The 24,344-nt window shown below is 69.8% G+C and carries 24 protein-coding genes and 1 pseudogene; 4 read left to right on the top strand and 21 right to left on the bottom strand.

The genetic code is table 11. The annotated features are described in order from the left end of the window. The first annotated feature begins 238 nt into the window (after window positions 1–238). Complete coding sequence (locus ABT006_RS11245) at window positions 239–664, top strand: hypothetical protein (RefSeq protein WP_350705252.1); 426 nt, start codon at window positions 239–241, stop codon at window positions 662–664. 269 nt (window positions 665–933) lie between these two features. On the opposite strand, the gene ABT006_RS11240 is transcribed toward ABT006_RS11245, so the two are convergent. The 5 genes from ABT006_RS11240 to ABT006_RS11220 all read right to left on the bottom strand — a co-directional run bounded on the left by ABT006_RS11240 (window position 934) and on the right by ABT006_RS11220 (window position 4,973). Continuing rightward, window positions 934–1,755, bottom strand: a complete 822-nt coding sequence (locus ABT006_RS11240) for an aldo/keto reductase (protein WP_350705251.1) — start codon at window positions 1,753–1,755, stop codon at window positions 934–936. A gap of 15 nt (window positions 1,756–1,770) precedes the next feature. Continuing rightward, a complete protein-coding gene (locus tag ABT006_RS11235) occupies window positions 1,771–2,118 on the bottom strand; it encodes a nuclear transport factor 2 family protein (RefSeq protein WP_350705249.1) in 348 nt (115 codons plus the stop codon). Then, entirely contained in the window at window positions 2,115–2,540 is a 426-nt protein-coding gene (locus ABT006_RS11230) for a GlcG/HbpS family heme-binding protein (RefSeq protein WP_350705247.1), read from the bottom strand. The genes ABT006_RS11235 and ABT006_RS11230 overlap by 4 nt, the downstream gene beginning before the upstream one ends. A 41-nt stretch (window positions 2,541–2,581) precedes the next feature. Next, a complete protein-coding gene (locus tag ABT006_RS11225) occupies window positions 2,582–3,778 on the bottom strand; it encodes an MFS transporter (protein ID WP_350705245.1) in 1,197 nt (398 codons plus the stop codon). A gap of 565 nt (window positions 3,779–4,343) precedes the next feature. Beyond that, window positions 4,344–4,973: a VOC family protein gene (locus tag ABT006_RS11220; RefSeq protein ID WP_350705243.1), complete on the bottom strand. Its 630-nt coding sequence runs from the start codon at window positions 4,971–4,973 to the stop codon at window positions 4,344–4,346. A 105-nt stretch (window positions 4,974–5,078) separates the two neighbouring features. Between ABT006_RS11220 and ABT006_RS11215 the strand changes: the two genes are divergently transcribed. Continuing rightward, complete coding sequence (locus tag ABT006_RS11215; protein WP_350705241.1) at window positions 5,079–5,564, top strand: MarR family winged helix-turn-helix transcriptional regulator; 486 nt, start codon at window positions 5,079–5,081, stop codon at window positions 5,562–5,564. A 162-nt stretch (window positions 5,565–5,726) separates the two neighbouring features. Here ABT006_RS11215 and ABT006_RS11210 read toward each other — a convergent pair whose 3' ends face one another. Continuing rightward, window positions 5,727–5,894, bottom strand: coding sequence for a hypothetical protein (locus tag ABT006_RS11210; protein WP_350705239.1), 168 nt, complete (start codon window positions 5,892–5,894; stop codon window positions 5,727–5,729). A 332-nt stretch (window positions 5,895–6,226) separates the two neighbouring features. Between ABT006_RS11210 and ABT006_RS11205 the strand changes: the two genes are divergently transcribed. Next, window positions 6,227–6,700, top strand: coding sequence for an Imm32 family immunity protein (locus ABT006_RS11205; protein WP_350705237.1), 474 nt, complete (start codon window positions 6,227–6,229; stop codon window positions 6,698–6,700). 181 nt (window positions 6,701–6,881) lie between these two features. Here ABT006_RS11205 and ABT006_RS11200 read toward each other — a convergent pair whose 3' ends face one another. From ABT006_RS11200 to ABT006_RS11150, 11 genes are all read right to left on the bottom strand, one after another. Further along, window positions 6,882–9,641, bottom strand: coding sequence for a CBM96 family carbohydrate-binding protein (locus ABT006_RS11200; RefSeq protein ID WP_350705235.1), 2,760 nt, complete (start codon window positions 9,639–9,641; stop codon window positions 6,882–6,884). Between the two features lie 21 nt (window positions 9,642–9,662). Further along, window positions 9,663–11,057, bottom strand: coding sequence for a CBM96 family carbohydrate-binding protein (locus tag ABT006_RS11195; protein ID WP_350705233.1), 1,395 nt, complete (start codon window positions 11,055–11,057; stop codon window positions 9,663–9,665). An 11-nt stretch (window positions 11,058–11,068) separates the two neighbouring features. Then, window positions 11,069–12,127 carry a dihydrodipicolinate synthase family protein gene (locus ABT006_RS11190; protein WP_350705231.1) on the bottom strand — a complete coding sequence of 353 codons (1,059 nt, stop codon included), beginning with the start codon at window positions 12,125–12,127 and terminating at the stop codon, window positions 11,069–11,071. Continuing rightward, complete coding sequence (locus ABT006_RS11185; RefSeq protein ID WP_350705230.1) at window positions 12,127–12,528, bottom strand: hypothetical protein; 402 nt, start codon at window positions 12,526–12,528, stop codon at window positions 12,127–12,129. Before ABT006_RS11185 ends, ABT006_RS11190 begins: the two co-directional genes overlap by 1 nt. Continuing rightward, window positions 12,509–14,053 carry a beta-N-acetylhexosaminidase gene (locus ABT006_RS11180; protein WP_350705228.1) on the bottom strand — a complete coding sequence of 515 codons (1,545 nt, stop codon included), beginning with the start codon at window positions 14,051–14,053 and terminating at the stop codon, window positions 12,509–12,511. Before ABT006_RS11180 ends, ABT006_RS11185 begins: the two co-directional genes overlap by 20 nt. Continuing rightward, window positions 14,053–14,922, bottom strand: a complete 870-nt coding sequence (locus tag ABT006_RS11175; protein ID WP_350705226.1) for a sugar phosphate isomerase/epimerase family protein — start codon at window positions 14,920–14,922, stop codon at window positions 14,053–14,055. The genes ABT006_RS11180 and ABT006_RS11175 overlap by 1 nt, the downstream gene beginning before the upstream one ends. Continuing rightward, on the bottom strand, window positions 14,919–15,947 hold the full coding sequence (locus ABT006_RS11170; RefSeq protein ID WP_350705224.1) for a Gfo/Idh/MocA family protein: 1,029 nt from the start codon (window positions 15,945–15,947) through the stop codon (window positions 14,919–14,921). The genes ABT006_RS11175 and ABT006_RS11170 overlap by 4 nt, the downstream gene beginning before the upstream one ends. Window positions 15,948–16,059: 112 nt before the next feature. Beyond that, a complete protein-coding gene (locus tag ABT006_RS11165; RefSeq protein WP_350705222.1) occupies window positions 16,060–16,920 on the bottom strand; it encodes a carbohydrate ABC transporter permease in 861 nt (286 codons plus the stop codon). Beyond that, window positions 16,913–17,881: a carbohydrate ABC transporter permease gene (locus ABT006_RS11160; RefSeq protein ID WP_350705220.1), complete on the bottom strand. Its 969-nt coding sequence runs from the start codon at window positions 17,879–17,881 to the stop codon at window positions 16,913–16,915. Before ABT006_RS11160 ends, ABT006_RS11165 begins: the two co-directional genes overlap by 8 nt. A 35-nt stretch (window positions 17,882–17,916) precedes the next feature. After that, entirely contained in the window at window positions 17,917–19,236 is a 1,320-nt protein-coding gene (locus ABT006_RS11155; RefSeq protein ID WP_350705219.1) for an ABC transporter substrate-binding protein, read from the bottom strand. 87 nt (window positions 19,237–19,323) lie between these two features. Further along, complete coding sequence (locus tag ABT006_RS11150) at window positions 19,324–20,436, bottom strand: substrate-binding domain-containing protein (RefSeq protein WP_350705217.1); 1,113 nt, start codon at window positions 20,434–20,436, stop codon at window positions 19,324–19,326. Between the two features lie 160 nt (window positions 20,437–20,596). On the opposite strand from ABT006_RS11150, the gene ABT006_RS11145 reads away from it, so the two are divergent. Beyond that, window positions 20,597–21,811 carry a mandelate racemase/muconate lactonizing enzyme family protein gene (locus tag ABT006_RS11145; protein ID WP_350705215.1) on the top strand — a complete coding sequence of 405 codons (1,215 nt, stop codon included), beginning with the start codon at window positions 20,597–20,599 and terminating at the stop codon, window positions 21,809–21,811. Window positions 21,812–21,924: 113 nt separating this feature from the next. Here ABT006_RS11145 and ABT006_RS11140 read toward each other — a convergent pair whose 3' ends face one another. From ABT006_RS11140 to ABT006_RS11125, 4 genes and pseudogenes are all read right to left on the bottom strand, one after another. Next, a complete protein-coding gene (locus ABT006_RS11140; RefSeq protein ID WP_350705697.1) occupies window positions 21,925–22,098 on the bottom strand; it encodes a hypothetical protein in 174 nt (57 codons plus the stop codon). Between the two features lie 68 nt (window positions 22,099–22,166). After that, window positions 22,167–22,370 (bottom strand): annotated as a pseudogene (locus tag ABT006_RS11135) (hypothetical protein); the annotation flags it as partial. A gap of 7 nt (window positions 22,371–22,377) precedes the next feature. Beyond that, on the bottom strand, window positions 22,378–23,082 hold the full coding sequence (locus ABT006_RS11130; protein ID WP_350705213.1) for a response regulator transcription factor: 705 nt from the start codon (window positions 23,080–23,082) through the stop codon (window positions 22,378–22,380). Further along, on the bottom strand, window positions 23,079–24,326 hold the full coding sequence (locus ABT006_RS11125) for a sensor histidine kinase (RefSeq protein WP_350705211.1): 1,248 nt from the start codon (window positions 24,324–24,326) through the stop codon (window positions 23,079–23,081). The genes ABT006_RS11130 and ABT006_RS11125 overlap by 4 nt, the downstream gene beginning before the upstream one ends. Between the last annotated feature and the right edge of the window lie 18 nt (window positions 24,327–24,344).

Below are 24,344 nucleotides of genomic sequence, written 5' to 3'. Positions count from 1 at the left end.
GACCCCGGCGTCCCGGCATCGGCCGCGTGTGCGCCGGCTGGGGGCAGGGCCGCCCCCACGGCCGCGCTGGCTCCCAGCAATCCTATGCCCTGCAGAAGGTGGCGCCGGGTGGGGCTGTTCGGCATGTCTCGTGCTCCTCGTTCTTCATCTTGGATGCAGAGACATTGCGAGTGAGCAGCGAGAACAAAGATCGTTTGGCGAGGTAACCCGGTTTGAACAGGGGATGAAACCTCTTGCCATGCAGCGTCAGGTGGTGCTCGTGGACCACGCCGGAGAGTCGTCGTCGGCGCCGTACGGGCATGTTCATGGGGATGACGACGGCCGGGTCATGGTGGGGTGGTCGCTGCTGTCGTCCTTGAAGTGGTCGGTGGTTGTCGAAGTGGTCCACGTACTCACCGACTACGGCCAGCGCGTGCCCCTCGTTGTAGATGAGCAGGTGGTAGGTGCACTCCTCGCCGAGGCTGCGGCCCAGCGCTCGATGAAGCAGTTCGCCCGCGGGGCGCAGGGCGGAGTCTTGATTGCCGTCATGCCTTCGGCGACGAAGACCGGCCAGTGGCGGCACGCTCTTGAAGTGCCACCCCGAGGGCGGCAAGGGGTATGCGAGCCAGTGCCGACCGGCGCCCTGACGCTACGGGCTGCAGACCCGTGCATCTGCCTCCAGTAGACAAGTCAGGGATTTGCTCGGCTCGAAGTAGCGTTGCCTCCCGGCTCGACAACCCAGGTGGATCGAGCATCGGAGGACGCGCTGCGGCGTCGGGGTCGAGTCGTCGGGACAGCCCGCTGTCGGGGTCGGTGGTTACTTCCAGGGGCGGGAGACGGCGCTCCGTTCCGGGCGGTCTGCCCGGAACGGAGCGGAAGCGATGGGCCGTACGGGCCGAGCCGTACGGCCTCGGGAGCCTTACCGGTGACGGCGTACCGGCTCGGACGCGTGGCTCAGTTGAGCTCGTCCGGGTGTGGGCCGGTGCGCAGTCCGCGGTCGGTGGCGGCGATCGAGGCCATCTCCTCGTCGGTGAGATGGAAGTCGAACACGTCGAGGTTCTGGCGGATGCGGGACGGGGTGACCGACTTGGGGATGACGATGTTGCCCAGCTGCAGGTGCCAGCGCAGCACCACCTGGGCCGGGGACTTGCCGGTCCGCGTGGCGATCGCGGTGATCGCCGGGTCGTCCAGGACGGCACCCTGGGCGAGCGGGCTCCACGCCTCGGTGGCGATGCCGTGCTGGGCGTGGAAGACGCGCAGGTCGGCCTGCTGCAGGCCGGGGTGCAGCTCGATCTGGTTGACCGCCGGGGTGAGCGCGCTGCCGTCCAGCAGCCGCTTGAGGTGGGCGGGCTGGAAGTTGGAGACGCCAGCGGCGCGGATGCGCCCCTCGGCGGCGAGGCGTTCGAGGGCGCGCCAGGAGTCCAGGTAGAGGTCGCGGGCGGGGGTGGGCCAGTGGATCAGGTAGAGGTCCACGTAGTCGAGGCCGAGCTTGGCGAGGCTTGCGTCGAAGGCGCGCAGGGTGGCGTCGTAGCCGTGGTCGGCGTTCCACAGCTTGGTGGTGACGAACCGCTCCTCGCGCGGCAGCCCGGAGGCGGCCAGGGCCCGGCCGACGCCGGCCTCGTTCCCGTAGATCGCGGCGGTGTCGATGGAGCGGTAGCCGGCCTGAATCGCGGCGGTGACGGCGGCGGCGGTCTGGTCGTCGGGGACCTGGAAGACGCCAAAGCCGAGCTGGGGGATCTCGACGCCGTTGTTCAGCGTCATGGTGGGGATGGTCATGGGTGGTTCGGTTCCTTACGCGTCGCGGTCGGTGAGGGTGTAGCGGACGGTCTGGGCGCTGATGAGGCCGTCGCGGAAGACGAAGGTGTCGGTGCCGTCGGCGACCCGGTGGGCGTCGGTGGTGGCGCTCCACTGCAGGAACAGCACCTCGCCCGCGAACTGCGGGGTCAGCTGCCAGGCGGCGTCTGGGAGGTCGGCCAGCAGCCGGCCGATGGCCTGCCGCACCCCGTCGTGTCCGTGAAACGACCCTTCGGGGGTGATCAGGACGGCGTCCTCGGTGTAGTTCCCGGCGATCAGGTCGAGGTCCCCGGTGCCGAGGCGGCTGCTGTGGTCGGCGAAGACCTCCTGCGGGGTGCCGGTCATCGGGTGAGTTCCTCTCGTGCGGTGGTGGCGAAGGCGTGGTCCTGCTCGGGGGCGCCGCCGCCGACGCCGATCGCGCCGATCAGGCGGCCGTCGCGTTGCACGGGGATGCCGCCGGCGATGAACAGCAGCGGCCGGTCGAGCGCGGTCGGCAGGGAGTGGAACGGCCCGTCGGGCTTGACGAGGTCGACCAGGTCGGCGGTCGGCGCGTTGAGCTGGAGGGCGGTGTAGGCCTTGCGGGTGCTGGTCTCGCCGGAGATCAGCACGGCGCGGTCGTCGCGGTGGAAGGCGAGCAGGTGCCCGCCCGCGTCGAGAACGGTGACGCTGACCGGGACCCCGGCCGCCTCGGCGGCGGCGCGGGCGGCCGTGATCAGGGTATCGGCGTCGGCGGTGGTCAGCGGAGTGACGGCGGCGGTGGCGTTCATGATGCGTCTCCTGAGGTGAGGCGGTGTGGAGGAACGGGAGGTCAGCGGTGGACGAGGGTGGGGGCGGGGACGGCGGCCGCGGCCTCACGCGCGGGGGTGCGGCGCTCCAGGGCGGCGGACCGGAAGGCGAGGACCAGCGCGGCGGCCGCGAGGACGGCACCGACCCAGTTCGGAGCGGTGTAGCCGAGGCCGGCGGCGATGACGAGACCGCCCAGCCACGCGGCGAGCGCGTTGCCCAGGTTGAAGGCGCCGATGTTGACCGCCGAGGCCAGCGTCGGCGCGCCGTGGGCCTGGTCGAGGACACGCTTCTGCAGCGGCGGCACGGTGGCGAAGCCGAGCGCCCCGACGAGCAGGATGGCGATCGCGGCGAGGATCTTGTTGTGCGCGAACACGGTGAACAGCGCGAGCACCACGGCGAGCCCGCCGAGGGTGGTGTACAGCATCGGCATCAGCTTGCGGTCGGCGTAGCGGCCGCCGAGCAGGTTGCCGACGAACATGCCGACGCCGAAGAGCATGAGCAACCAGGTGACCGCGCCGTCGGAGTAGCCGGCGACGTGGGTCATCATCGGCGCGACGTAGGTGATCGCGGCGAAGACACCGCCGAAGCCGAGCACCGTCATCGCCATCGCGAGCAGTACCTGCGGATTACGGAACGCGATCAGCTCCCCGCGTAGGCGCGCGCCCTCGGGCCGGGGCATGGCGGGCACGAGCCTGGCGATGCCGAGCAGGCCGACCACGCCGAGCGCGGCGACGACGGCGAACGTGGTACGCCAGCCCACTGCCTGCCCGATGAACGTGCCCAGCGGCACGCCGACGATGTTCGCGATGGTCAGGCCGGTGAACATGGTCGCGATTGCACCCGCCTTCTTGTCGGGGGCGACCAGGTCGGCGGCGACCACCGAGCCGATGCCGAAGAACGCGCCGTGGGCCAGTGAGGCCACGATGCGGCCGGTGAGCATCACGCCGAAGCTCGGCGCCAGCGCGGAGAGCAGATTGCCGACCACGAACAGGCCCATCAGCAGGATCAGCATCGTCTTGCGGCTGATCCTGGTGCCGAGCACCGTCATCAGCGGGGCGCCGATGACAACGCCGATCGCGTAGCCAGTGACCAGCAGGCCGGCGGTGGGGATGGACACACCGTAGTCACCGGCGATCTCGGGCAGCAGACCCATGATCACGAACTCGGTGGTACCGATCCCGAAGGCCCCGATGGCCAGAGCGAGAAGTGCGAGAGGCATGGCGCCACCTTCCGTGCGGTTGCTAGTGCGCCTTACACGCGCCAACAATAGTTGCACACGCGCCTAAATGCAAGGGCGGGCATTCCGCCTGAGCCTTGGATTCCGGTGGCGCTCGGGATTCAGCGGCGCGCAGGTGCCGCCCGTTGCTCCGGCCCCGGCGAGAAGCGGCCCGGGTCGCACCCGAGCCGCATCGGCGGGACGGCGTGTGGGATGCGGTCCGCGTCGCAGCGGCCGCCCACTCCTCGCCGACACCGGGCACCCCCATGGCTGACCTGCGGCAGGTGCCGAACGCCCCGCGGGGCACCGCCTCGAAGTGGTGCGTCGCCGTCGATGCCGCCGCGACGAGCACCCGGTCGCCCCTGGCGACCCGTGGGCGCTGGCGGCGCCGGAGTTCGCGAACAAGGATGCTCGGCCGGGCGGACCGAAGAACCGGAACGCCGGGAGCGTGCCCGCCCACGCGAAAGGCGGGGCCGGAACGCGATCGGCCCGGCCTCGCCTGCCGTCGGCGCCCCGGATGGGTGACGGCCGACGCCGCCGGGCGGGCCGGCGGCAAGGCCCTGGACCGCTAGCTGGCGAAGCCGCCCTTGGGCTGGATGATCTCCAGGTTCGTGCCGTCCGGGTCGTTGAAGTAGGCGACCCTGGTGCCGAGCGCCGCGTCAGGGGTGACCTCGCCCGCGATGAACGTGTAGTCGTCGCCGAGGAAGTCGTAGCCGGCCTCCTTCATCCGCTGGTACACGGCGTCGAAGTCGTCGACCCTGAGGCACAGATGCATGGAGCCGGGGCGGTTCGCCTTGCCGTTCGTGCGTTCACCGACCGGTTCCTGGAACTGGATGAGGTCGATGCCGAGGCCGTCCAGGTTGATCGTGGCGTACCGCAGCTTCGCGGCAGGCAGCCCCTGCGCCTTGCCGAACGGCACACTGCTCATGGTCCCCTCCGCGACGGGCTCCCGCCCGGTGAGAGCCGTGTAGAACGCGATCGAGGCGTCCAGGTCCGAGACCGAGATCCCGACATGGGCGGCCGGGTGAGGTTCATCGGAGTGGTGGAAACGGTCATGACGCAGCCCTTCTCTGTGTGCCCTGCCACCTCGGCGAAACGCTCGCGAATGCAGGGCGGCTCCATGAGGAACCAGACGGAACGACTCGGCGGTCGGGCGGCGGAGGGCGCACCCTCGCCGACGGTCCGCCCGACCCCGCACCGGCCGTCCCACAGATGCTTGCAAAAGCCTTATGCAGGCTCTGGCTGATATTTTCAGAAGGGCGTATCCTGGACTCCAGTCGTATCCGGAAGGAGACCCGGACCCATGACCGCCACGGATCCCGCGCTGACCGCCCTCGCCAACGGATGGGCAGCCCTATACCTCCTGTACGGCAGGATCGAGGCGCACATCGAGCGCGCCCTGCAGTCCGAGCACGACCTGAGCGTGCGGGAGTACTCGCTGCTCGACGTGCTCAGCCGCCAGCACGACGGCGAAGGCGGCCACCTGCAGATGAAGCAGGTTGCCGACGCGGTGGTGCTCAGCCAGAGCGCCACCACCCGCCTGGTCACCCGCCTGGAGGACCGTGGCCTGCTCTCCCGCTACCTGTGCCCGACCGACCGCCGCGGCATCTACACCGATGTCAGCGACGCGGGCCTGAAGCTCCTGCAAGAGGCCCGGCCGACCAACGACACCGCCCTCAGAGAGGCGCTCGACGAAGCCGCCAAGAACCCCGAGCTGGCTCCCCTGGTCGCGGCAGTGGAAGCGATGAACCCGACGCCTCGGCACCCCGATTCCCTTCCGGCACGGTGAGACGAAGCGGTCTCCTGGCCTTCGGGGTGAGGAAGGGAGAGATGCGAGCCGTTGATCTGGTGACGCGGACCCTCGACCCTCTTCGTGCTCCGGTGCCATGAAGTCAAGGTTAACGGCGATTACGGTGGGTCACTTGCAGAAGTGAACAGATGCAATGTGCGACTACGTCGACCGGCTCTGAGAGGACGCCAAGGCCCACAGCGACCGCGGCAGCGAGTACGCCTCGGCCGACTTCGCCCCGGCCTGCGCCCGATGGAAGGTGCGCCAGTCGATGGGGCGGGTCGGGTCGTGCTTCGACAACGCCGTCGCCGAGGCCACCTTCTCCACCATCAAGGTCGAATACGTACACCGTCGTCATTTCCGTACCCGCACCGAGGCCCGACTGAAGATCGCGACCTAGATCACCGACTTCTACAACCAGCGCCGCCGGCACTCCGTCTGCGACTGGCGGTCACCCATCGACTACGAGCGATCAGACACCCACGCACCGGAGGCCCGGGCCGCATAACGACGCCCTCCACGATTCCAGGGAATTGACACACCGACTTCGCCCGTAGCCTCAACACCCGCCCCGCAAGACCCTCGGCAACATGACACCATCCGAGAAGCTCGCCGAGCTCCTTGCGCACACCCCTTGAACCCGCCCACTCGCGTCTCACCTGATGCCCGACATGATCCTCAAGGCGCTCGCGGAGGCCTTCACGCTGGGCGACGCAAGAGGGCGCACAGTGAGGGACAATGCGCCGATGGATGATCACCGACGCTGCCGTCTCTCCGTCAGCGACGACGAGCTGGAGCTTGCCGGTCCGCCGGCTGCGCTCCGCGCCCTCAGCCGGCTGCTACGCCAACATTCTGAGCCCGTTGAGGTGGCGGTCGCCGGCGGGGTCGTCGGTCAGGAGGCGACCGCAGGCCCGCTGCTTGTCGGTCTGCAAGGCGGGACCACGCTGCATTTCTCCGGCGGGCGTGAGTATCTCGGCATCATCTGGGACGCGCTCGATGGTGTGGCTGAGCAAGCCGAGACCGCCGATGACCGGGCAGTCCACCGGCATCTGCACATCGAGTACTTTCCTGGTGACGACTACCGGTCGCCGGACTCAGTCCCTTTGGTCATCGTGGCTGACTGGCCAGAAGCGTAGGTGCACGACTGCCGCGCGGTGGCACAAAATTAGAGGACGTCTGACTCACGTATTCGGCGAGTGGTAACCATCGTGCCCGGCATCAGCGATGGCGGTCCTGCTTCCTCGCCAGCAGGACGGCGATGGCCGGGCTCTGACGCCCATCGATGTCTCGGAAGGATGGGCGCCAGAGCCACCGGTGTCAGTAGATGATCAGGTACGGCTGCCGGTCGCTCTCCCGACTGTCGATAGCGACAAGTCGCCCAGCGGTCGTGTCGTCGGAGAGTCGAAGCGTCAGGGCTCCGTCGGCCAGGTTGGTGTTGACCGCGCCGGTGACGTCAACCGAGTACCAGCCGGGGCGATCCACCCGGACGGTCCCGAGCACGCTTCCGCCCGCGCTGGACGGGCGGCTGTTCCAACTCACGCCGCTCTCCGACCATGCGTCGTCGGCCAGCGCCCGCACCGTCACCGGTACGGCGCCAACGCCCGGCGACACCGAACTGACATGGAAGTACAGCCGGGCGGAGACAGTCGCCGTGCCCGGATAGCCGCCGAGTCCGGCCTTCAGGTAGGCCATCCGGTCGCCGTCCGGACTCTGCGTGTCGGGGACGTCGGCGATCTCCAACTCGCTCGCTGAGCCGTAGGCGGTGTCCGCGTACGCACCGGCGCGTACGAAGGCGTCGGCGACCACCGGCGTCGTGGTCTGCCACCTGGTCTCCACGTTCCGGGCCCGGTCGTGAGCAGATGCCCAGTAGTAGCCGGGTGCGGTGATCCGCAGTGGTTGGAAGCCCACCTCACCGGCCCGGAAGCCGATCGTCTCCGAGACGCCCGACGCCTGGCCGTCCGAGTTCGCGTTCATCGTCAGGTACCGGCCCGCCATCTTGGTGAACCGGCCGTGTACGGCCGCCGCCACCGGCGCCCCGGTGACCAGATCGGTCACCCGGAGCCGCACGGTCGCCGGACCGCCCGCGGCGGTCACCGTCAGCTCGGAGACGATCAGTGGCCGCAGGTGGGTGCCGGCGGTGGTGGCGGAGACAGCCGGCGAGGCCGGCCCGACGTTGCCGTGTACGTCCACGGCGGCGACCCGGTAGTGGTGGGTGGTGTCCGGCAGCAGGCCGGAGTCGGTGAAGGTCAGGCCGCGCGACTGCCCGGCGAGGTTCTCCGGGTCGGGCGTGAAGCCCGGATCGGTGGACCGGTAGATGTTGTAGTGCTCCACCTCGGTGTCGTCGAAGGCCCGGCCGTAGACGAGATCGATGCTCTGGTGGTCGAAGGCGTTCGCCGTCGGCGGCGAGCTCACCACGCCGGGCGGGCCGGTGTCGGCCGGCAGCGGCGCGTACACGGCGTTGGGTCCCCACACCGACGGGAGCCAGCGGATGGAGTCGTAGTGGTGCATCGCGATGCCGCCGAATGCCGGACTGCCGGCGAAGGCGTCGTACACCTTCCGCAGTTCGCGCTCGGCGACGGCGCGCCCCTCCTCGCGGAAGGTGATGGTCTCCGGGTCGCCGCTCCAGGCGATGTCCAGCGTTTCCACCCCGATCACCACCGAGTTCGGCTTGCCGATCGCCTCGGCGTACGCGATCTCGGACTGGGCCTGGGCGATGATGCCGACCGACCCCTCCGCGGTGTCCCGGTAGTCCATGATCGAGATGTAGTCGCTCATGTCCTGGATGTGTTCGCTGAGCGGTTTGGTGGCCCCCTTCCAGGTGATGCCGGTGCAGCACGCGTTGACGTCCAGCCAGCGCGGGATCGCCGGGCCGAAAGCCAGTGGCGAACCCGCCGCGTTCCTGCGCTGGATCAGCTTCTCCAGAATCTCGAGCCACTGCAGTTGCAGCGCCGGCTTCTCGGCCGCGAACCCGGGATAGATGTAGGGTTCGATGTCCACGTTGACCCCGTCGAACCGCTCCGCCGGCCGTGAGGCGAGGTTGTAGTTGAGGATCTTCTCCATCTCCCGGACCGCGCGGGGGTGGTAGCGCTCCAGCCCGCCGAGGAACGGCGGTTGGGTGCCGCCGGCGATCGTGGCGTACACCGTGAAGCCCTGCGCGTGTGCCCAGCTCACGAAGTCCCGCACCTCGGCACGCTTGTCGTAGAGCATGTCCAGGTCGCCGTACCGGTCCACGCCGACATAGAGCGTGGTGATCGGCCGCGAGCCGAAGGTGTCGGCGTCGCGCGCCGTCGTCGCGAGCAGTCGGCGGGATCCGGGGTTGAGGATCAGACCGTACGACGCCCGCTCCCAGATCCACATCGCCCGGTCCTGCGAGCCGACCCGTACCGGCTCGGCAGCGCCCGCGCCGACCGCGACGTAGACGGTCGGGCTGTACCCGGTGTTGCCGTGCGCGTCGATTGCTCTGGCCTCGATGCTCACCATGGCGTCACCGAGTTCGCGGGGATCCCACAGATGGGTGTAGGTGCCCTTCTCCCCGAGCGCCCGCAGCCAGGCTCCGCCGTTGACGCGTACCGACACCTCACGCACGGTGTTGTGCGCGGCGACCGAGACGCGGACCGGTGTCGGCTGCCGCACCGTACCGCCGTCATCGGGACTGGTCACCGTCACGACCGGGACGTTGGCAGCCGGGTTGTCCACCCGCAGGGTGACGAACGGGGACCAGACACCGTAACGGTTGTCGGTTCGCTTGGCGCGCACCGCGACCTCGATCTCACCGTCCACGCCGGTCGTGTCCAGGTCGTAGTACCAGGTGCCGGTGTCGTCGCCGTCCGGGTCCACGGTGTGTACGCGGGGAGTGCTGCGGCCGTCGAGCACGACGGTCAGTTCGTACGCGTCGGTGTAGCCGCCCGACAGGCGGATGGTCCCGGCCGGCACCACGTCACCGCTGGTGTGCGAATCGATGGTGACCGAGGGCGCGGCGGCGGAGGCGGGCTGCCCGGGCGGCAGCAGCAGAGCGGCCAGCACGGCGGCAGACAGCGTCAGCCGCGAGCGCCAGGACGTGCTTCGGATCAGGGACACGGGGGTGCTCCTCTCGGGGGTTCAGGAGATGAGGAGGTACGGCTCGGTGCCCGCGCCGTACTCGCGGGAATCGATGACCACCAGCCGGTCGGCGACCGATTCGTCGGCGAGTCGGAAGGTGATCTGGCCGTCGTTGAGATTGCTGTTCACGGCACTGGTGACATCGATCGCGTACCACCCGGGTGTCGTCACCTGCAGGGTGCCCAGCAGGGTCGCTCCCGCGGTAGGCCGGTTGTTCCACGTGATCGTCGACTCCGACCAGCTGTCGGCGGTGAGCACGCGGACGGCGATCGGGACCGGACCGGTCCCCGGGTGGACCGAACTGACGTGCAGCCAGAGCCGGGCGGAACTGGCCTGTGTGTCGGGAAGGTTGGCCTTCAGGTAGGTCAGCCGATCCACGTTCGGGTCTGCGGCGTTGGGGGCGTCCTTGACCTCCAGCCGGGTCGTCGACCCGAATTTCGTGTCGCTGTACGTGCCGCTGCGCACGTGTGCGTCGGCGGCGACCACGGTCCGCGGCACCAGGGTGTCCCGGCGCGGGATGCCGCCCGCGCGGAACCCGGCGATGGCGGACTCCACCTCGGTGGTGGTGAGGGAGGCGTCCCGGGCGTGGTAGACCCAGTCGACGTCGAGGACGTACCTGCGGGACGTCGACGAGGAGACCAGGCCACCGTTGGCGAACCACACGGCGTACTTCAGGAACATGAACGCCTCGGGGACGTGGTCACCGCCGTGACTGGCGACCAGCACGCCGTCGACGTAGTACCGCACCTCGCCGCCGGTCACGTCGAGTTTGAGCATGTGCCATCCGTCGTGGCTGCGGGACAGGACGGTTTCCAGCGCGCGGGGATCCCAGGGGCTGTCCTGATACGTCTCCCAGGTCACCATCTGCAACGTGGTGCCGGCCGACCCGAGGCCCCCGTTGGGGACGTATTCGTAGTCCAGTTCGCTGTAGTTCGGGTCGAGGGGGTGGTTGAGCTGCGAGATGGTGTAGAAGGTCTGGACCACCTGATCGCCGTCCGGCCCGCTCTCCGGTGCGTCGGTGAACCGGATCCGGGTCGCGTGGGTGCCCTCGAAGAACCGTTGCCCCTGGGAGACCGACGCCTGGGTGGTCGTCTGGCCGGTGCCCTGGCTGGTGGCGGCGAGCCGCATCACCCGGTCGGCGCCGGATCCCGCCATGGAGACGTTGTCGGCGCTCCAGGTGGCACCCGACACCCCGGGCCCGCCACCGCCGGTGCGCACCGTCCAACCGAACCCGGCGAACGCCGGATCCGCGGGACCGGCGTAGCTGAAATCGTCGAAGAACTCCTGGGGCTCCGCGGCGGTGCGCGCCGGCGCGTGCACCGTGGACGGTGTCACCGCCAGCGGGACCGACGCCACCGCCAGCGCGGCGGCCAGGACGGCGTGGGGGACGTTCATGGCTCCTCCTGCTATGTGTCGAGCCAGCGGTCCAGCTGCGCGGCGACGAACGCGTCGTCCTGCAGGTCGGGGTACGCCCGGATCACCCGGTCGAGCTCCGCCGCCTGCCCGGGCGAGAGCCGCTCCTGCTCGTCGAGCAGCCGTACGTTGTCCAGCAGGCCCTGGCGCCGCAGCACCTCGTGGATTCCGGCGACGCAGCCGGCGAAGCCGTTGGCGACGTCGAAGACGGCCGCGTTGGCGTCGGTCAACCTCGCGGCCGTCGTGAGCAGCTCCTCGTCGAGCTGTCCGGTCCGTGCCGCCTCACGGGCCCGCTCGAACAGTTCCACGGCGCGGCGGGTCCACACGGCGTACTGGCCGAGCAGCCCACCCACGATCCGCTTGCTGACCTGGCCGCCGCTCACCGGGAAGCGGTACGTGGTGAGCAGGTCGACGATGATGTTGTCGTCGTTGCCGGTGTAGAGCGCGATCTCCGCCGCCCGTGAGGACTCGCAGACCGCCCGGACCACGTCGAGGGTGCGGTACCGGTCGAACGGCGCGATCTTGACCGCCGCCAGGCAGGGCAGTTCGGCGAGCCGGGCCCAGAAGTCGAACCCGAGCGTCCGACCGCCGACCGCGGGCTGGAGGTAGAAGCCGAACACCGGGAGCACCTCGCCGACCGCCGCGATGTGCGCGATGAGCTCGTCGTCCGTCAGCTCCGCCAACCCGCGCAGGATCACCATGGCGAGGTGGTAGCCGAGGTCGGCGGCGAGCTTGGCCTCGGCGACCGCCTGGTCGGTGGTGCCGGAGACTCCGGCGACCAGCACCACCGGCCGGTCGCGCGGCGCCTCCCGCACCGTGTCGACGGCGATCCGTAGCACCGGTTCGAGCAGCCCGGCATCCCGGATCGCGAACTGGGTGGTGTGCACCCCGACCGCCAGGCCGCCCGCCCCGGCGTCCAGGTAGTACCGGCTCAGTGCACGCTGTCGGCGCTCGTCGAGCCGCCCGGTGGCGTCGAGCGCGAGCGGGTGAGCCGGGATCACGACGCCTTCGCGCAGCGCGGCGCCGACATCCAACGGTAGTGCTGCCGACATCAGAAACGCCCCTCCCGCTCCGTTTGGTGCTCGGCGCCGTCGGTGCCGAACTTCCGGCCGGCCAGGTACACGATGTTCGCCACGTCCGGCAGGCCGGCGAGCGCCGCGTCGTCGAGCAGGTCGGCGCGGAGCAGCTCGACGCCCCCGCCACGCAACCGCTCCACCAGCTCGGGCCCGGGATTGCGGGCCACCCCGATGATCCGGGCCTGCCGGCCGGCCCGGTCCAGGGCGCGTCGCGCCATCAGGGCCAGCTCGGGTCCCAGCTTTCCGGCGACGCCGAGGAGCATCAGGTCGCCGTCCACCCGTGCCAGGCTCTCCACCACCTCCTGGCTGGGCGTCGAGAGGGCCTCCCGGAGGGCGGCCAGGCTGCGCGGCGGGGCGTCAGCCACGTGAATGGGCATCGGTCGGTGCCTCCTTGAGGGATGGCTGTGGCTCGGTGCGGGGCGACGGGATGGCATCGAGCGGCCGGTACGTCGCGCCCGCCGCGCCGAGGCGGGGCAGGTGCGCCGTGACCCGGTCGCGGAAGCTGGCGAAGGGGTGCCGGGGCGCGGTCGACCAGACGGTCTCGCTGAACGCGCAGAGGCGGGGAAACGCCATGCGCTCCACGTCCTCCGGCCGCGGCATGTACTCGGTCCACAGTTGGCACTGGGCGCCGAGCGCCCCGACAGGCTGGTCGGCGTCGAACTCGTACACCCGCTCCAGCGGCGTGTGCCCGCCGATCGCGAGCGGTTCGATGTCCCGGTCCTGGCTCTGGTAGTAGTCGAGGTAGAGGTGCTCGTGTGAGGCGAGCACCACGTCGTGGCCGTCCTGGTGGGCCGCCATGGCCGCGCCGTCGCCCCGCCACGGCATCGCGATCGCGTTCGGCACCCGCAGCGCGGTTTCGGTGTCGTACCAGAAGACGGGGCGGCGGCCGCGGTCGGTGACGAAGTTGGCGAGCTCTCCCACGTACCAGCCGAGCAGTGCTCGCTCGTCGGGCAGTCCCAGCTCGGCCAGGCGTGCCGTGACGGCCGGGTTGGCCCGCCACTGCCCGGTGGGGCACTCGTCGCCGCCGAGGTGCAGGTACTTCCCGGGGAAGAGCGCCATCACCTCATCGAGCACGTCGCGGTAGAACCCGAGCGTCGTCTCGGAGACGTCGAGCACGTGCTCGCTGATCCCCCAGTCGGTCCAGACGTCGAGCTGCCGGCCGGTGTTGCCGAGCTGCGGGTACGCCGCTATCGCCGCCTGTGAGTGGCCAGGGCTGTCGATCTCGGGCACGACGGTGACGAACCGTGTCGCGGCGTACGTCACGATCTCCCGGATGTCCTGCCGCGTGTAGTAGCCGCCGTGCCGCACCCCGTCGTACCGGCGGGGGGTGTGGCGGGCGTGTCCGACCAGGGTCTCGGCGCGCCACGCCCCGATCTCGGTCAACCGCGGGTAGCGCGGGATCTCCAGCCGCCAGCCCTGGTCGTCGGTGAGGTGCAGGTGCAGCACGTTGAGCTTGTGCAGCGCGAGCAGGTCGATGAAGCGCAGCACGAACTCCTTGGGCATGAAGTGCCGCGCCACGTCGAGCATCACGCCGCGCCAGCCGAACCGGGGGGCGTCGACCACCTCGAGGTAAGGAAGGCTGACGGTCCGGCCGGACGCGCCGTCCGGCAGCAGCTGGCGCAGCGTCTGGGCGCCGTAGAACACCCCGGCAGGCGCGCCTCCGGTGATCTCCACACCGCGCTCGTCGACGGTGAGCCGGTAGCCCTCCGGTGCCAGGCGATCGTCGAGGGCCAGGCTCACCGGGGCGTCGGACAGCACGGCGCGGGTGAACCCGGGCACCTCCGCGAGCCAGTCGGCGACCCCCTCGGCCTCGGGCACGGCCACGACCGGCACCGGCCCGGCGACATGCAGCGCACCGGAGTGCCGGCGAATCGCCGCGGGATACGGGATCAACGAGGTCATCACGCCGCCCGGTGCGCGGCGAGTACCGCTCGGAACGCGCCGAGCGCGTCGGCCAGCGGCGGCGCCTCGGGGAACCAGGCCCGTTCCCACTCCAGGGACAGCCAGGCCCGGTAGTCGAGGCGTTCCAGCTCGCTGAGGATCTGGCCCAGCGGGACCGCGCCGTGCCCCGGCAGCACCGGAGCCAGGTCGTCGGTCGCCCGGACGTCCTTGAGCTGTACGTGTCGCAGCCACGGCGCCAGCGCGTCGGCCGCCTCGCGGGCGCTCTCCCCCACCCGCCACGGGTTCACCGCGTCCCACAGGGCGGCCACCACGGGCGAATCGACCTCGGCGAGCACCGCCGCGACGGCGCGTGCCGAGCAGAACACGTCGTGGGTCTCCAGCAGGATCGTCACCGGCCCACTCTCGATCCTCCGGGCCACCTCGCCGAGCCGCTGCACCGCCACCGGATGCGGGTCGGCCTGGCCGTCCCGGCCGCCGAAGACCCGCACGTAGCGGGCGCCCAGGTGCTCGGCGATCTCGACGTGGTGCAGCAGGTCGGTGACCGGGTCACCGTCCGGTGCTGCGATACGCACGTACGAGGCGACGCAGATCGGCTCGACACCCGCGTCCGCGAACCGCTTCCCGGTCTCGCGCAGCATGCCGGCCGGGGTGTCGGGCGCGACCGGCTCGCCCTCGGCGCAGCGAAGCTCCACGCCGTGGCAGCCGGTACGCCGGGCCAGCTCCAGCACCGATTCGACCGGCTCGGTCGAGCAGCCGAGGGTGCTGAACGCGAGTCGGCCCGCTGCCCACGTCGGTACCGTGTCGACGCCGCTCACGCCGCCAGGCGCCACGCTGCTGAGCCGAATGGTTCGCTCGCTCCGCTCGCTCACGCCGCCACCTCCACGGTCAGACCGGGGATCCGCACCGTGTCGGCACGCTCGGCCGACTCGTACAGCGCGAGCGCGGTGGCCACGACCGACTGCCCGTACGCCGCGTCGACCGCCGGCACCCGCCCGTCGCGGCAGCTCGCGACGAAGTCCGCCAACTGCTCCCGGAACGCCGCCACGATGTCGTCCTGCTCGGGCGTGACCACCTGCACCGCGTCGTCCCCCTGGTACGTCCACAGCCCGTCGCGCCGGGACAACCGCAGCGCGCCGTGCTCGCACACCACCTCGGTTTCGTCGTGGAACGGCAGGCCGGTCCCGGTGACCGAGAGCATGACCCGTACCCCGTTCGCCAGTTCCAGCAGGCCGACCGACTCGGTCTCGACCTCGACGCCCGGCTGGTGCCAGACGTACCCGTGCACGCTGACGGCGGGCGCGTCGCCGAGCCAGTGAGCTTTGTCGATACTGTGTGTGCCGACGTTCATCACGATGCCGCCGCCGGCGAGCGTCGGGTCGAAGAACCAGTCCGGCCGGGAACCCCGCTCGTACCGCGCGGTACGCCGCTCGGTGATCACCACGGGCCGGCCGAGGCTTCCCGACCGCAGGGTCCGCCACGCCTCGCGGACCGTCGGCAGGAAGTGCAGCACGTGGCCCACGGCAAGGCGTACCCCGTGGGTCGCGCAGGCGTCGATCATCCGCTGGGTGTCCTCGACGCTGGTGGCCATCGGCTTCTCCACCAGGACGTGCAGTCCGGCCGCGGCGGCGTCCACGGTGATCGGTGCGTGCAGCGTGTGCGGCGCGGTGATCAGCACTCCGTCCAGCTCGCCGGCGGCGAACATCACGGCGTGGTCGGCATACGCGCGGGCGCCGAACCGGGCGGCGAGCTGCTCGGCGGCCGGCAGCCGTACGTCGCAGACCGCGGCGACCTCGACCTCGGGCAGGCCGGCGGCCGCGTCGAGGTGCAGGGCGGCGACGCCGCCCGCCCCGATCACGCCGACGCGGAATGGTCGATTCCCCCATGTTTCGGTCACTGCACGTTCCTTTCGATCAGGACAGGTGTGTCGGTAGGGCGAGGGTGGTCGGGGGCGCTCGGGGGCGGCCCCTCCCCACGCTCGTGGTGGCGGGGCGGCGGGCGACCGCTGATCAGCCCTTGAGACCGCTGGCCATCGCGCCGCGAACGAAGTAGCGCTGGGCGAGCAGGAACAGCAGCAGCATGGGCAGGAGCGACATCAGCGCGGCGGCGGTGACGAGCTGGTCGTTGCCCATGAACTGGCCCTGCAGGCTCATCACCCCGATGGGCAGGGTGTAGTTCTCCGGCGAGGTGAGGTAGATCGTGGGCTCGAGCACGGCGCCCCAGGACGCCATGAAGGTGAAGACGCCGAGTGTCGCGAGTGCCGGCTTGGCGAGCGGCATGTGGACCCGCCAGAACACCTGCCACGGGTTGGCTCCGTCGAGCGCCGCCGCCTCCTCGAAGTCGCGGGGGATCGCGAGGAACGTCTGGCGCATCAGGAAGATCCCGAACGGCGTCGCCAGCCAGTACGGCACCACCAGCGGCAGCATGGTGTCGAGCCAACCGAGGTGCTTGTACAGGATGAAGTTGGGGATGATCGTCACGACGGTGGGCAGCATCAGGGTGCCGAGAGCCGCGGCGAGCAGCACGTCCTTGCCCGGCAGTTTCATCCGGGCCAGCGCGTGGCCCACCATCGCGCTGGTGACCACGTTGCCGACCACGGAAAGGCTCGCGATGAGGAAGCTGTTCCAGGCGTACAGGCCGAAGGGGGCGCGTTCCCACACCTGCGTGTAGTTGGACCACTCCGGCGGGTCCGGGATCCAGATCGGCGGCACCGCAACGTACTGCGCGAAGCTCTTCAGCGAGTTGGCCACGGAGGCGACGAACGGAACGACCATGATCGCCGCACCGAGGCCGACGAACAGGTACGCGGCCGGGTGTCCACGTCGGTCTTGGCGGCGCCGGACCCGGCCGCGCTGACCGGTCTCAGGCATAGTGCACCCACTTCTTCTGCAGGCGGAGCTGGACCAGCGTCAGGAGGAAGATCAGCGCGAACAGCACCCACGCGACCGCCGACGCGTAGCCCATGTTGAAGAACTCGAAGCCCTGCTGGTACATGAAGAGCACGGTCATCTCGCTCGCCCCGTTCGGCTGGCCGGCCGGTTGGCCCCGCATCGGTCCGGTCATCACGTAGACCTGCTCGAAGGCCTGCAGGGTGGTGATCGTCGAGAGGACCAGGACGAGGAACGTCGTTCCCGATATCCCGGGGAGGGTGACGCGGCGGAACCGTTGCCAGGCCGATGCGCCGTCGATCTTGGCGGCCTCGTACAGCTCCTCCGGGATGTTCTGCAGCCCGGCGAGGAAGAGCACCATCATGTAGCCGACGCCCTTCCAGACCGCGACCAGGGCGAGCGTCGGGATGACGAGCACCGGACTCTGCAGCCAGGTCGCCTGGGGCAGGCCGAGCCACCCCAGTACGGTGTTGGCCATCCCGAACTGCGGGTTGAAGACCGCGTCGGCGACGTACGCCACGACGACCCACGACGAGATGACCGGCACGAAGTACGCACTGCGCAGTAGCGAGATCCATCGCAGGCGTTGGTTCAGCGCGACCGCGAGCAGCAGTGCGAGGATCGTCTGGGTGGGTACGAACAGCACCGCGAAGTAGGCGGTGTTGAGCAGGCTCCGCCAGAACGCCTCGTCACCGAGCAGGCGGCGGAAGTTGTCCAGCCCGACCCACCTCGGTGGGGAGAGCGTGTCGTAGTCGGTGAGGCTGAAGTAGAGCAGGGCGAGTACGGGCCACGCGGTCAGTACCACCAGGTGCGCCAGGTACGGGAAGGCGAACACGGTCGCCCATGCCCGCTGACCGAAGCCCGGCCGTTCATCCCCGGTTCTCCTTCCGTCCCGGGGGGAGGGGCGACGCCCCTGTTCCACCCGGTCCTCGATGGTCGTCACAGCGCCACCTCCTCCCTCCGTCTGGCGGGACTGACTCATTTCTTCGCGTAGAAGCGGTCGATGATCTGTTGCGCCTCCCGTTGCGCCTCGGTCAGCGCGTCACCGACGGGCCTCTCCTTGGCGAGCGCCCGGTCGACCTGGTTCGCCACGGCCGTGGTGTACTCGGTCCACACCGGGTTGAGGCCGAGGTCGTCGGCGTCGGCGAGGGCGTCGAGGAATGCCTGCCGGTCGGCCGGCGGGGTACCCGGCTTCAGGAACACGTCGGACGCGGCCACCTTCTTGTTGATCGGGATCGCCTCGCCGATCCCGGCCCAGGTGGTCTGTGGTTTCTCGGAGGCAAAGTACGTGATCCACTTCCAGGCGGCCTCGGCCTTCCGCTGGTTCGCGGCCTTGTTGATCACCCAGGAGTTCGCGATCGCCACGTGGCCGCGGCCCGCCGGGCCCTTCGGCATCGGTGCCACGCCGAGGTCGATCTTCGCCGCGTTCGCCGGGATGGTGCGGGCGTAGATGCCGAACTGCATCGCCACCCGGTTGCTGGCGAACATCGTGTGCGGGCTGCCCAGCGCCTTGGTCGTGACCACGTCGGGGCCGGCCTTCTCGGTGTACATCGCGTTCAGCATCCAGTCCAGCGCCGCGCGGCTCTGCGGGCTGTCGACGACGACCTTCCGCCCCCCGTCGGCGACGACGTCCCCACCGAACGCCTTGACCATCGGCCACCAGCTCTCGGTGAAGCCGGGCGAGTAGACGCGCATCCCCCACACGTCGGGCTTGCCGTCACCGTTGGTGTCCCGGGTCAGCTTCTTCGCGGCCGCGGTGAGGTCGTCGTACGTCCAGTCTCCGGTCGGCTCGGCGACGCCCGCGTCGGCGAACATCTTCTTGTTGTAGAAGAGCACCGGGGTCTGCGCGCCCTGCGGGAAGCCGTAGATGTGGCCGTCGGAGTCGCGGTTGAGGTCCACGCCGTAGTAGTCGTCGGTGTTGACGGTCTTCACGAAGTCGCTGAGGTCACGCAGGCTGTTGCGGCCGGCGTACTCCTGCACCAGCACCCCGTCGGAGAGCCACACGTCAGGCCCCTTGCCGCCGGCGAGTTGGGTGCGCAGCCGCTTGAAGAAGTCCGTGTACGGCGCCGATTCCAGCTCCAGCTTGACGCCGGAGTTCGCCTTCATGAACTCGTCGGCGAGCGAGCGCATCGTCTTGTCGGCCGGGCCGCCCGCTTCCGCGTAGTAGCCCAGCCTGATCGTCACCTGGCCGCCGCTCTCCTCGTCGCTCGCGCCGCAGCCGATCATTGTCGCGGCGAGCGCCGCGACGCCTGCCAGGGCGACGAGACGCCGGCCTGGCGAGAAGCGTTGCATCCTCATCGTGGATCTCCTTGTGTTGGTCGCCCGGCGGGCAGCGGTCTCGGGTCACCGCCTCGACGGTGCGCCTGGCCATCGGCCGGTCACGGACTACCGGTCGCGGGCGGCGCCGCACGAGGCTCGGATCGCCAGGCGTGGTTGCAGTTGGGTCTGGTGCACGGGGGCCGAGGCGCCCTGCTCGATGCGTCGCAGCAGGACCTCGGCGGCGAGCTTGCCCACCTCGGTCTTCGGAGGGGAGATGGCGGTGAGCGGCACCTCGCCGAGGTCGGCGACCTCGTCGTCGTAGGCGATCACCGCCATCCGGTCCGGCACGGTCAGCCCGAGCCGGCGCGCGTGGGGCAGCAGTCCCGCGGCGTCCCGGTCGCCGAGGCAGAACACCGCGGTGATCTCGTTGTCCCTGCAGATCTGTGCGTACGCCGCGAGCTGGTCGGACGTCCATTCCTCACGTCGGACCGCGGCTGCCGGGAGACGAGGCAGGCCGAAGTCTGCGACCGCGCGGTCGAAGCCCTCCGCCACCATGTCGGCGGTTGCGGTCCGGATCCGGCCGAGGTGGCCGATCCGCTTGTGCCCCAGCTCGACGAAGTGCCGTACCGCGGCGTAGCCCCCGCCGAGATGGTTGGTGCAGACGTACGGCGTCGCGTCGTCCGGCGCGGGAGCCGGCGGCCGCCGTTCCACGAGCACGTACGGGACCGGTAGCCGGTGCAGTTGGTCGACGTACTGCTGGGGCTTCTCGATCAGGTGCAGGTTGGGCACGAGCAGCAGGCCGTCGACGTCTGCGGCGAGCAGTTGGTTGATCTGCTGCGCCTCCAGATCCGGGTCGTACTCGGAGCTGGAAAGGATGATCCGGACGCCGGCGGTGGTCATCACCCGCTCGATGCCCTCGATCACCCGTGGGTAGAAGTACGAGGTGGACGGTACGAGCACTCCGACGAAGCGGGCGCTACGCCCGACCTGCGCTGGTATCGCCACCACGTAGGTGCCGGAGCCCTGGCGACGACGTACCAGCCCCTCGTCCACCAGCAGGTTGATCGCGCGGCGGACCGTGTTGATCCCCACCTCGTGGGTGTGGGCGAACTCCTGCTCGGTGGGCAGGCGTGCGTCGACCGACCACCGACCTTCGGCGATCTGTTGCCGGAGGTAGGCCGCCAGGGCTCGGAATTTCGTCCCATGAGGGAATGAATCCAAACCATCAATGCCGGTCATGGCTGAGGATTCTTGAGCAGCAGACACACCTCCGTCAATCCCTCCCGGCAAGAATTTTCCCTGCTTTACGCGGCTCGCCGGGCAGGTATGCTCCGGATTGCCATCGACTAGCGGGAATGAATTCATTCCCAAATAGATGCCACGGAAGGTGGGGTACGGCATGCCGACTCTTGGGTCCGAGCGCACCGGGGCACTGAACGGTCTCGTCGTGGAGCGGGTGGAGACCTTCGTGGTCGAACTCCCGACGATCCGTTCGTTCGAGATCGCCGGAGGGACCGTCGCGACCGTCGGGCAGCCCAGCCGGCGGGTGCTGGTGAAGGTGACCGCGGGCGGAGTCGTCGGCTGGGGCGAAGCCACCCCGACGCCGTCCTGGACCTACGAAACCACCGAGAGCATCGTCACCACCATCGATCGCTACCTCGCGCCCGCGGTCCTCGGCGCACCGGCGTGGAACCTCGACGCGGTCACGGCAACCTTCGACCGGGTCATCAACCGCGGCTTCACGATCGGTGCGCCGATCGCGAAGTCCGCGATCGACATCGCGCTGCACGACCTCGCCGGACGGGCGGTCGGCGTCCCGCTCGGAGTGCTCTGGGGGCAACGTCGCGTCGAACGGATCCCACTCGGCTGGATCATCTCCGCCAAGACCCCCGAGGCGGTCGCCGACAGCGTCACGGAGGGCCACGCCCTCGGGTACACGGCCTTCAAAGTCAAGATCGGGCTGGCCGATATCGACCAGGACCTCGCGTTCGTCGAGGCGGTACGGCGAGCGGCGCCGAAGGCGGCGATCTGGGTGGACGCCAACCAGGCGTACCAGGTCGACCAGGCACTACAGGTGGCCCGCCGGCTCGCCGAACTCGACGTCGCCGCGTTCGAGCAGCCGGTGCCGGCCAACCAGATCGCCGGGCTACAACGGCTGCGGGACCACTCCCCCGTGCCGGTCGCGCTCGACGAGAGTCTGCGCCACCCCAGCGACCTCGCCACCCTCGTACGCCTGAACGCGGTCGATGTCGCGATCGCCAAGGTGCAGCGCAGCGGCGGCCTCACCCTGTCCCGGCGGATGTGCGCCCTCGCCGAGGACAGCGGGGTACGCCTGATGGGCTCCGGCCTCACCGACTCCGACCTCGGCTTCGCCGCCTCGCTGCACCTGTTCTCGGCGTTCGGCATCGACACGCCCGTCGACCTCAACGGCCGGCAGTTCATCGAGTCCGCCTACGTCGGCGGGCACACGGTCGAGGTACGCGACGGGGAGGCCGCGGTACCCACCGGCCCCGGCCTGGGCGTTGACGTGGACGAAGCCGCGGTACGAGCCCTGGCCGTCGACGTGCTCCGCGCCGATCCGCCGGTCAGGATCCCACCGAAGTCGGGCAGGTGATGCCGAGTAGGTCCAGGCCGGGTCCGACGACTTGGGGTGCCCGCGCCCGCCGGCCACAGCGCCGCCCAGGTCCGCGACGCGCTCATCACCGCACCTGCCGGTCGGCCGGGCCATTACGGCGTCTCGATCGTCCAGTCCAGGCGGCCGCCGGCATTGACGACCGGGCGGTAATGCTGCATGTAGGGATCGCCGGTCTCCAACGACCGCGCCACACCCTCCAAGAGTTCCGCGATCGACGCGGGCCAACCGTCGAAGCCGGTGCCCTCCTCGGGGTAGAACTCGCCCACCCTGCCATGCCCGCCGGGCCGCACGTCGACCAGCAGACAGCCGCCGTCGCCCCCAGGGGGATCGCGGTGTCGAGCACGAGCAGGATCCCGCACAGCACCCTGCGGTCATCGAGCGGCTTGCGGCCCAGGAACCGATGCCGCCGGCGCGGACGGGGTGGCAGCAGCGGTGCGATCTCGACCCAGAGTTCGTCCGAGACGACCCACGGCGGCTGTTCACCCCTCCTCACGTTCGGACAGAACGGTCCTCCACGTCCCGAGGACACGCCCAACATGATTTAGTCAGGAGCGCATATTTGGGCTGACCAGCCCTGTTTGGTACGCGATGACAACCAGTTGCGCGCGGTCGCGCGCACCCAGTTTCGCCATCGCGTGGCTGACATGGGTGCGCGCCGTGGCTGGGCTGAGAAACAACTCGGTACCGATCTCGTTGTTGCTCAGGCCCCGCCCCACCAGGGCTAGCACGTCGCGCTCGCGCTGGGTCAGCACCGCCAGCCGGTCCTCCGCAGCCTGGGTGGCGGCTCGTTGCGCGGTGAACTGGCCGATAAGGCGTCGGGTGATCCGCGGCGCGAGCAGCGCGTCTCCGGCGGCGACCACCCGGATGGCATGCAGGAGTTCGGCCGGTCCGGCGTCTTTGAGCAGGAAGCCGCTGGCACCGGCTTGTAATGCCTCGAAGACGTACTCGTCGGTGTCGTAGGTGGTGAGGATGAGGACGCGGACCTGCTCCAACCCCTGCATCCCGGCGATCTGGGCGGTGGCTTGGATCCCGTCCAGCCTTGGCATTCGGATGTCCATGAGGACGACGTCGGGGCGGGTCGCGCGGGCCCGCTCGACGGCTTCGGTGCCGTTGGTGGCTTCTCCCACGACCGTGATGTCGTCCTCGAGGTCGAGCAGGACCTTGAACCCGGATCGTACGAGACCCTCATCGTCGGCGAGCAGCACCTTGACGGGAGCGTTGGTCGACGGTGACTCGGCCGCGGCGTTCATGGGCGCGACCCTGTCGGTACGAGGGGCAGCCGTGCCGTTACTTCGAACCCTCCGGTCGGGGTCGGTTTGGCGTCGAGGTCTCCGCCCAGCAGTTGACAGCGCTCGCGCATTCCGAGGATTCCGTGGCCGGGCCTGGCCGAGCTGCCGGTGCTGGGCCGATGCCGGGCCGGAGGTTGAGGATCCGTGGGGGCGTCACCTGGGGCGGCACAGCGGCCCTCGTCCGTCACGCGGATCTCCAAGACGTCGTTTCCTTGGTGTAACGCTACCGTCACCCGAGTCGGGCCGACGTGGCGAATCACGTTGGTGATCGACTCCTGCAGGATTCGGTAGACGGCAATCCCCACTGCGCTCGGCAGCGGTGTCGCGGGCAAGGACTGCTCGAGTTTGATGTCGAGTCCGGCGTCGCGTGCCTTGGCGGTGAGTTCGTCGACCTGCTCGAGCCCGGGATACGGCACGCGTCCGTTGTTGTCGTCACGGAGCACTCCGAGGATGGTTCGCATCTCTCGCAGCGCCCGGGAGCTGGTCTGCTCGATGGTCTGCAGCGCCTCGCGTGCCACTTCCGGCCTCTTGTCCAGCACGTGCGCGGTGACCCCGGACTGGACGTTGATGATTGCTATGGCGTGCGCAACGGTGTCGTGGACCTCGCGCGCGATCCGGAGCCGTTCTGCGTCGACCCGCGCTCGCGCTTCCTCCTCGCGAGTCCGTTCGGCCAGTTCAGCACGCACCTGGGCTTCGGCTGCGATGACCCGCCGAGATCGGACGGACTCGCCGAGGGCTGCGCTCATGACCGACGCACCGATCCGGAAGAACACCCAGCCGATGGCGGCGCGTGGCTCGATGTCGGCCGCGGCGACCAGCCACCCGACGGCGAGCACCGCGATACCCACACCGGCGACCACCAATGACCGGCGCCCGTCACCGTAGGCGGTGAGGGTGTACAGGGCGACGAAGAGCCCGAGCCAGCCGTAACCGTCCGGGAACTCGAGAGCGTAATACACCAAGCTGGCGAGCGCGGCGGTGACGAACACCGGAACCGGCCACGAGCGGCGGACCGACACGACCAGGCCACCTACCACCAGCAGCGCGAATCCGAGGTATCCGAAGTCGGCGAGCGACCGCTGTTCTGTCCCCCTGGCGGCGGCGAGAACGACCGTTCCCTGCACCTGCATCACGGTGATGAAGAGCGCGAGCACCACGTCCTGCGCCAGCACAGGCAGGCGAAACGGCATCGCGCGATGTTCCATGCCGCGATCCTACGGTTC

Origin of the sequence: Micromonospora sp. NPDC002717 (assembly GCF_040295705.1) — a bacterium.
In the GTDB taxonomy this organism is placed as follows: Bacteria; Actinomycetota; Actinomycetes; order Mycobacteriales; family Micromonosporaceae; genus Micromonospora.
The sequence above is the reverse complement of the archived record's forward strand: the minus strand, read 5'-3'. Positions and strand labels throughout refer to the sequence as shown.